Here is a 5,411-nt window from a genome sequence, read left to right on the forward strand (position 1 = left end):
CCAGAAAGTATTGAAGCTTACGAAGCTGCTAAGAAAGAAGCAGAAGATGCCGTAACAGCAGCTAAGCAAGCAGCAACAGATGCATTAGCTAAAGGTGACGATGCGACAGCGGCTGAAGTTCAAGCAGCGAAAGAAAAAGTAACCGCAGCTCAAGGTAAGTTGGACAAAGCGAAAGAGAAGTTAGTCGATAAAGCAGACAAGACAGCTCTAACGCAAGCTAAAGAGGACTTGGAAGCAGCCCTTACTCCAGGAGCATCAACATCTGGTAAGACAGAAGCAAGTAAGAAAGCTTATGAAGACGCGAAGACAAAAGCTAACGCAGCAGTAACCGAAGCTGAAAAAGTGATTGCCAACGCGAACGCAACGGAACAAGACGTAGCGGATGCGAAAGCGAAAGTTGATGAAGCGAAGAAAGAACTTGATAAAGCCAAAGAAGGCTTGGTAGATAAACCAACTTCTGTACCAAGTAATGATGACAACACTAACAATAGTGCTAACACCAACAACGGTGCTAATACCGACAATAGCAGTAACAGCAATACTAGTGGCGACACTAACAATAGTGCTAACACGAACAACGGCGGTACTACCACCCCTGCTGACAGCAATAGCGATAGTGTGACACCAGATAACAGTGCCAATACTCCAGCTCCTGGTGTGACGACCGACGATAGTAGCAACACCACCCCTGCTACTCCATCATCTACTGTTGGGCAGGCTCAAGCAAGTACTCCAGCTCAAGAAACACCAGTTTTTACAAACACTCCAAACAATTCAGGCGATACAGCAACTCCTAGCGAGACTCGTCCTGTTGACAAGTCTGAACTTGCGCGATTGGTTGAAGAACTAGAAACTCGTTTGAAAGACTTGGATGGTATTGATCAATCTGTCATCGACGCTGCTAAGATCATTCTCGGAGAGGGTCAAGCAGCCCTTAGAAATACTGACTTGACAGAGGCAGGCTTGAAAGAGATGACTGCTAAGGTCAAAGAAGCCCTCGAATCCTTGAAAGGCAAGCAAGCGACTAAGGATGAAGAAGAAACGAAAGAAACAAGGAAAGAGCAAGGTCATCTTCCATATGGTACGATGATTGGCAGCCTACTTGCCCTTCTTGGTCTCCTTCTCTTCCTCATCGCTCGTCGCAAGAAAGAGTCGGAACTCAAGAAATTGACCAAGGAATTGACTAAGGTTCTGCAAGAAAGCGACCTTACAAGTGTAGATGCGAAAGTCCTCGACCAAGCACGAGAAGCTCTCGCTCAAGCAGTTGCTTTCCTAGCCAATGAGAAAGAGTCTGACCACACAGAAGATGAGTTGATTGAGAAACTCAAAGCTATTCTTGCTCAGTTAAGATAAGCGACATGTGAAATATCGCAGGCGACCATAGAAGTTACTACATTGCTGGATAATGACGATAGGAAAAGTTAGTAGCAAACCTGTAGTGGGAAGTTGCCAGCTTCTAGCGGGGAAGTGGTTTTGGGAACAGGACACCATCTTTTGGATGGGAATCCTTCCTCCTCTAGTACAAGTAGAAGGCTTTGATGGTAGAATAAGATAAAGAAGAAACACGAGACAAGTAAGATAGTTCATGAAATGGAACTGAAAATTGCTGGTGTGGACTCTTGAAGGAAGTAATGGATAGAAAGAAGTTGAAAAGCGTCTTTCTATCCATCTTTCTTTAGGAGTATATGTAAGCGCTTTAAAAAGAGAAAGGGTAATGGAATGGGGAAACATGAAAGTAGAAAAAACAAATCTATTTTATTAGTAGGGAATGGAATCAATAGATTATTTGCAAACGAGCCAGAAGATGATGATTCCTTTAATATAGAAAAGTTTAGAGGCGAAAAAGAAGCTGAGATAAGCGAGTCTTTACGTTTTCCAATGAGGATTTCAGTACTCTATAAGGGGAAAGAGGAAACTGTTGCGGAAGAACTAACTGATTTTTTGAAGAATAAGATGACGATTTCAGAAAGGAAGAAAAAGTTTCTTGAGAACTTATTAGCGTTAGAAGTAGAGAATATTTTGACGACGAATTACAGCTTTGAATTTGAAAAAACAATCTGTACTAATCCATCTATTGGAAAAATTTTAAATCTATATGGATATGGGAAGGAGGGGGAAATCAGTAAAAAGGAAAAGGAACTAGGAATTTATCAGTATATAAAATTAGGTGATCGAAAAAAATTATGGCATATACATGGAATAGCAACCAGAAAAAACTCTATTATACTAGGACAATACCATTATGGTTATTTGCTTTCGCAGGTGATAGGATATACGTCTGAATTATTAAGAAGATGGAATTCTAAAAATGATTTTTATCATCATTCATGGATTGATTATTTTGTAAGCAATGATGTTCATATCCTTGGTTTTGCTTTCGATTTAGCTGAAATCGATTTGTGGTGGCTACTCGCATATAAGAAGAAACATTTTGAATTTACAAAGGTGTATTTTTACTCTACAGTTGGAGATTTAGATAATAATGTGAGAATACTCTTGTGTACATATGGCGTTATTATAAAAGAAATAAGTACGGCTGACTATCATGATTTTTATAATCAAGTTATTACTGAAATAAGAAATGGGATAAAAATGGATAGAGATGTTACATAAGAAATTGTAAGAGGTCTGTTCCCTCTTGATAAAATGACTCTCATTTGACTTTTTGCACCAAAAGTAGCATCATATTCGGTGCAAAGGAGGTGTGATAGATGAACGATAAGCAGGAAATAGTAAACAGGATAGAAAATTTTGAATCGAATCAAGTTTTTATAGCAAATGATTTCTTTGATATTGCAGGATATGAAACTGTTCGTAGTACATTAAATCGTCTTGTAAAAGACAAAAAGGTTACTCGCATTTTGAAAGGTATTTATTATAAACCAAAATATATAGAACTGATTGGAGAGTATGCAATGGCCTCTGTGGATGAAGTTGCTGATGCTATTGCTAGAAAATATAATTGGACCATTGTTCCATCGGGGAACACAGCCCTTAATTTACTTGGTTTATCTACGCAGGTAGCAGCAAAATGGACCTATATATCAGATGGAAGATATGCCAGTTTTAATGTTGGTAAGGAAAGGATAGAATTTAAGCATAGAAATAATGGAGATATTTCAAATATGTCAACCTTAACTGCAATGGTGATACAATCTGTCAAGGCAATGGGGAAAGAGAACATTACTTCTCAGCAGATTGACTACTTACGGAAAAAATTATCTGAAGAAGAAAAGTCAACATTACTAGCTGAAGGTAAAACTACAAGTGTCTGGGTATATAGTATTATCAAGAAAATATCAGAGGTGTAGGGATGTTTAAGGATAAATCGATTGGGAAAAATAAATCAATTTCTCAGAATGTTTTTAGAAGTCACGATGTCTATTCTCGCTTCAATCTACTAGAAATTCCATAGATAGAAAACTACATAATCTCTACAGATACGGATGTTGGAGTTGATGTGAGATGCTTTGGCTTGCTGGAGGAATTGTGGATTGCCAAACTGTATCATTGAAATTATTGCTCAAATTTGTTATGATATAAATATGAATAAAAGTAGACTGGGACGTGGCAGACACGGGAAAAAGAGACATGTATTATTGGCTTTGATTGGTATTTTAGCAATTTCTATTTGCTTATTAGGCGGATTTATTGCTTTTAAAATGTATCAGCAAAAAAGTTTTGAGCAGAAGATTGAATCTCTCAAAAAAGAGAAAGACGATCAATTGAGTGAGGGAAATCAGAAGGATCATTTTCGTAAGGGACAAACCGAAGTGATTGCCTATTATCCTCTCCAAGGGGAGCAAGTGATTTCGTCTGCTAAGGAGCTGATAAATCAAGATGTTAAGGACAAATTAGAAAGTAAGGACAATCTTGTTTTCTACTATACAGAGCAAGAAGAGTCAGGTTTAAAGGGAGTCGTCAATCGTAATGCGATCAAACAAATCTATGATTTAGTTGCTTTTAAGGTTGAAGAGACTGAAAAGACCAGTCTAGGAAAGGTTCACTTAACAGAAGATGGGCAACCTTTTACACTTGACCAACTCTTTTCAGATGCTAGTAAGGCTAAGGAACAGCTGATAAAAGAATTGACCTCCGTCCTAGAGGATAAGAAAATAGAGCAAGACCAGAGTAATCAGATTGTAAAAAGCTTCTCCGACCAAGACTTGTCTGCATGGAATTTTGATTACAAGGATAGTCAGATTATCCTTTATCCAAGTCCTGTGGTTGAAAATTTAGAAGAGATAGCCTTGCCAGTATCTGCTTTCTTTGATGTTATCCAATCTTCGTACTTACTCGAAAAAGACGCAGCCTTGTACCAGTCTTACTTTGATAAGAAACATCAAAAAGTTGTCGCTCTAACCTTTGATGATGGTCCAAATCCAGCAACGACTCCGCAGGCATTAGAGACTCTAGCTAAATATGGTGTTAAAGCCACTTTCTTTGTGCTTGGGAAAAATGTTTCTGGGAATGAGGACTTGGTGAAAAGGATAAAATCTGAAGGTCATGTTGTTGGAAACCATAGTTGGAGCCATCCGATTCTCTCGCAACTTTCTCTTGATGAAGCTAAAAAGCAGATTACTGATACTGAGGATGTGCTAACTAAAGTGCTGGGTTCTAGTTCAAAACTCATGCGCCCGCCTTATGGAGCCATTACAGATGATATTCGCAATAGCTTGGATTTGAGCTTTATCATGTGGGATGTGGATAGTCTGGACTGGAAAAGTAAAAATGAAGCAGCTATTTTGACGGAAATTCAGCATCAAGTAGTTAACGGCTCTATCGTTCTGATGCATGATATTCACAGCCCGACAGTCAATGCCTTGCCGAAGGTCATTGAATATCTGAAAAATCAAGGGTATACCTTTGTGACCATACCAGAGATGCTTAATACTCGCCTAAAACCTCATGAACTGTATTATAGTCGTGATGAATAAGCAAGAAAAAATAGGTCTGTCAGATATGTGATAGACTTATTTTTTACAGAAGATAGTACTACTTAAAAAATGTTTTATGCTATAATTGATGAATATAGTAGATTGAAGCTAGAATAGTACACCTTGACTTCTAAAGCATTGTTAGAAATTGATTTGACTGTCCTAATCAATTCGTCCTATTCTTATTTCATTTCACTATAATACTCAATGAAAATCAAAGAGTAAACTAGGAAACTAGCCGCAGGATGTACTTGAGTACGGCAAGGCGACGTTGACGCAGTTTGAATTTGATTTTCGAAGAGTATAAGGGAGCAGCTTATAAATTCAATTCCCCAAATAGATTCATACTAGTATCTTTTGCAAAAAATAAAGGGCGACTTTCTTCATGAATATCAATTTCATCTATAAGGAAGGTAGCTAATTGAACTAACTTATTTATTCTGTTTGTCGCTAGAAAAATCTGACCTCCTTGTG

General features: G+C 38.0%; 4 protein-coding genes. All 4 read left to right on the top strand.

Annotated elements, in window-relative coordinates:
- Positions 1-1,353 (top strand): FIVAR domain-containing protein (locus HT698_RS01835; protein ID WP_173264356.1); only part of this gene is annotated, 1,353 nt, incomplete at its 5' end.
- Between the two features lie 366 nt (positions 1,354-1,719).
- Positions 1,720-2,613, top strand: coding sequence for a hypothetical protein (locus tag HT698_RS10260; RefSeq protein WP_240147134.1), 894 nt, complete (start codon positions 1,720-1,722; stop codon positions 2,611-2,613).
- Between the two features lie 98 nt (positions 2,614-2,711).
- Complete coding sequence (locus HT698_RS01850; RefSeq protein ID WP_173218641.1) at positions 2,712-3,311, top strand: DUF6088 family protein; 600 nt, start codon at positions 2,712-2,714, stop codon at positions 3,309-3,311.
- 234 nt (positions 3,312-3,545) lie between these two features.
- Positions 3,546-4,937, top strand: a complete 1,392-nt coding sequence (gene pgdA / locus HT698_RS01855) for a peptidoglycan-N-acetylglucosamine deacetylase PgdA (RefSeq protein WP_173218649.1) — start codon at positions 3,546-3,548, stop codon at positions 4,935-4,937.
- Positions 4,938-5,411 lie beyond the last annotated feature (474 nt).

The sequence above is a fragment of the Streptococcus sp. 3109 genome, assembly GCF_013276905.1.
In the GTDB taxonomy this organism is placed as follows: Bacteria; Bacillota; Bacilli; order Lactobacillales; family Streptococcaceae; genus Streptococcus.

Bases quoted from the DNA above. Each gene is read 5' to 3' on its own strand.
- HT698_RS10260 (WP_240147134.1), top strand. From the start codon at position 1,720: ATGGGGAAACATGAAAGTAGAAAAAACAAATCTATTTTATTAGTAGGG.
- HT698_RS01850 (WP_173218641.1), top strand. From the start codon at position 2,712: ATGAACGATAAGCAGGAAATAGTAAACAGGATAGAAAATTTTGAATCG.
- pgdA (WP_173218649.1), top strand. From the start codon at position 3,546: ATGAATAAAAGTAGACTGGGACGTGGCAGACACGGGAAAAAGAGACAT.